The following is a 3311-nucleotide window of genomic DNA, read 5'->3' on the forward strand; positions in this document are numbered from 1 at the left end:
GAATTACCGATATGGACTGGCACCTGTTGACCGGGGATGCGGATGTGATTTATGAACTCGCCAATTCCGGGTTTAATATTTACGCCCAACAAATGCCAGAGGTGCCCGGGGGCTTTGAGCATTCCGGACTCTTTGCCCTTATCGACCGGGAAGGGTATATACGGTCCCGGGAGGATGCCTATGGAAACCCTATTGTGTATTATCGTGGCTCTATCCCTGAGGACCGCGGAGCCAATGATGCCGGGGAGACGGAACAAATAAGCCTGCTTAAAGAGGACATTCGAAAATTACTGGAGGAAGATGACAGATAGGGTGCCCGGGCAGAAGGAAAAGCGGATTGGCAGATGGATCACAGTGGTTTCCATCGCGGTGCCTTTAGTGGTAGTCATTCTATTTGGGGTACGACTCCCGGGCGTGGAACCCCTCGGATTCCTGCCTCCGATTTATGCTGGGATCAACGGCCTTACGGCTATCCTCCTGATCGCAGCCCTTTGGGCCATTAAAAACGGGAATCGGGGATTGCATCAAAAGTTGATGACTACATGTATTGCGCTTTCCCTCTTGTTTCTCATTATGTATGTCGCCTACCATATGACATCGGATTCTACTTCCTATGGGGGTACCGGAGTACTCCGGTATGTCTATTTCTTTATCCTGATCAGTCACATTTTCTTATCCATAGTGGTTATCCCCCTGGTACTGAGAACGTACGCCAGGGCCTATCTCAAAGATTTTGAGGGGCACCGGAAAATAGCGCGAATTACTTTTCCTGTATGGCTTTATGTGGCGGTTTCCGGAGTTGTGGTTTACCTGATGATTTCACCTTATTACACCTATTGATGTCCCGTAAAAAATTTCAATATCTCCTTTTTATAACCGCGTTCCTCCTGATGGGGATAAAGCCCGTACTTGGGCAGTGTGCTATGTGCCGGGCCGTTTTAGAAAGCAATGGAGACAACGCGGTGGCTGAAGGCATCAACAACGGGATTGTCTACCTCATGGCCATCCCCTATATCCTGGTTGGCGCCCTCATTTTTATTGTTTACCGTAAGATGAGATCCTGAAAATTAACACTTTTTGGGACCTGAAATTGTAACAATTCTGCCCCGGGTCAGTCTATTTAATAGCTTAACGGCCAAGACATCATCAATCAAAACACCAACCCATCATGTTTGATCTTGAGAGATGGCAGGAGATCTTCGAAACTATTCGGAAAAACAAACTGCGTACTTTTCTTACCGGACTCTCCGTGGCGTCGGGGATTTTTATACTCGTCATTCTTTTGGGGTTTGGTCAGGGCATGCGCAACGGCATCGCAAATGAATTCGAACAGGACGCCTCCACTTCTGTTTGGGTCTGGCCCGGAATCACTTCAAAAGAGTTTAAAGGCCTGAACCCCGGGCGCAGAATCCAACTGAGAAACGAGGATTACAGCAACTGGTCAGATCAGAATAAGTCCAGGATCGAATATAATTCCGCCCGGATATTTGTGCAGGATGTGAATATAACCTACGGGAACGAAGCGCTGGTTTACGGGGTTCGTGGGGTACATGAGGATTTTCAGTTTATCGAGAATTCCAGGGTTTCTGAAGGCAGGTTTATCAATTACAGTGACCTTGTCAATACTTCTAAGGTTATCGTGATCGGGAACAAAATCAAAAAGGATGTATTCGGGCATTTGGATTCGCCTATTGGGGAATCTGTAGATATTTCGGGGATTCCATTCAAGATTGTAGGGGTTTTCAAGGAGCAACGGGAACGGGAAGAAGAAACGCTGTATATCCCCCTGACGACTGCCCAAAGGGTATTTAATGGAGGAGACCGGATTAGCAACATGTCTTATACCCTGCCCATGGCTGAGACTTTTGATCAGGCTGTGGCAGAGGCCGTGGTCTTTAAGGAGGAGCTCAAAGAGTACCTCGGGCAGGTGCATACGGTGCATCCTGAGGACGACAGCGCCCTGGAAGTCTGGAGTGCCCTCGAAGAGGCGAAACGCTATTATTCCTTAACCGGGAATATCAAATTGTTTTTCTGGTTTGTGGGAATCTGTACCATTATTGCCGGGGTTGTGGGGGTAAGCAATATTATGCTAATCGTTGTAAAGGAACGCACCCGTGAAATCGGTATTCGCAAAGCCCTGGGAGCCAAACCCTGGTCCATTATTGGAATGATCCTTCACGAGGCGGTATTTATCACCGCATTTTCGGGATTTCTGGGTTTGATCTTTAGCATGTCCCTTCTGGAAATAATCGGCCCCCATGTTGAGGTAGACTATATCATGAACCCGTCAGTGAACCTCAATGTAGCCCTGACCACGGTTTTTGTCCTCGTCCTGGCGGGTACCATAGCGGGATTTTTCCCCGCCTGGAGAGCTGCCAATGTACAAGTGATTACCGCTTTAAAAGATGAATAAAAACCAGGAGACCCAAACAGAAGCATAAAATCATGTTTAGCAGAGATCGTTGGAAGGAAATACTGGAGGTGCTGACCAAAAACTGGTTCCGCACCATACTGACTGCTTTCGGGGTTTTTTGGGGGATTCTCATCCTCATCATCCTGTTGGCAGCGGGGAAGGGATTGGAGAATGGTATCCGATCGGATTTTGATAATATCGCCACCAACACCATGTTTATCTGGACCCGGAGTACCACACGGGCCTACGATGGACTGCCCAAGGATCGGGATTTCAATTTTAAAATAAAGGATGTCAGCCTCTTGCGTGAGAATTTCCCACAATTGCGTTTTATTTCTCCCCGGAATCAACTGGGAGGATTTCAGGGCACCAACAATGTCGTACGGGGGATACAAGCCGGGGCATACAACGTGTACGGGGATTACCCTGAGTTTATCGAACAGGAGCCCATGCTTATTACCCGGGGAAGATTTATCAACCACAACGATATTGAGCAGAGGCGGAAGGTGGCCATTATAGGTCAGGGTGTCGTACGGGAGCTTTATGAAGCCGGGGAAGAGATCCTGGGGACCTATATCAAAATTCAGGGAGTCAATTTCGTCGTTGTGGGTACCTACCGAAAAAGCTCAAACGACGGGAATGGGGAAGAGGGCCAGAAGCAAATATTCGTTCCCTTCACGGCATTTTCCCAGGCCTTTAACCGGGCGGATAATGTGGGTTGGATGGCAATCACCGCCCAGGACGAGACTTCAATTTCCTCATTGAAAGAGGATATTGTCAGTTTTTTAAAGGCTCAGCACCGGGTGCACCCGGAAGACCAGCGCGCCATCGGGTATTTCGATCTCTTTGAACAATTCAACCGCGTGGAGAGTTTGTTCGGGGCGATGCGATTTATAGC

The 3311-nt window shown here is 48.3% G+C and carries 5 protein-coding genes; all 5 read left to right on the forward strand.

Annotated features, from left to right (window positions below; genetic code table 11):
* On the forward strand, positions 1-311 hold a 311-nt coding region (locus WBV75_RS09880), incomplete at its 5' end, for an SCO family protein (protein WP_424120454.1).
* Positions 301-840 (forward strand): DUF420 domain-containing protein, encoded by a 540-nt coding sequence (locus WBV75_RS09885; RefSeq protein ID WP_424120455.1) that lies wholly within the window; start codon positions 301-303, stop codon positions 838-840. The genes WBV75_RS09880 and WBV75_RS09885, both read left to right, overlap by 11 nt.
* A complete protein-coding gene (locus tag WBV75_RS09890) occupies positions 840-1064 on the forward strand; it encodes a hypothetical protein (RefSeq protein WP_424120456.1) in 225 nt (74 codons plus the stop codon). Before WBV75_RS09885 ends, WBV75_RS09890 begins: the two co-directional genes overlap by 1 nt.
* Before the next feature lie 104 nt (positions 1065-1168).
* On the forward strand, positions 1169-2413 hold the full coding sequence (locus WBV75_RS09895; protein ID WP_424120457.1) for an ABC transporter permease: 1245 nt from the start codon (positions 1169-1171) through the stop codon (positions 2411-2413).
* Between the two features lie 32 nt (positions 2414-2445).
* Positions 2446-3311 (forward strand): ABC transporter permease (locus WBV75_RS09900; protein WP_424120458.1); only part of this gene is annotated, 866 nt, incomplete at its 3' end.

It is taken from the genome of Robiginitalea sp. (genome assembly GCF_049588695.1).
In the GTDB taxonomy this organism is placed as follows: domain Bacteria; phylum Bacteroidota; class Bacteroidia; order Flavobacteriales; family Flavobacteriaceae; genus Robiginitalea.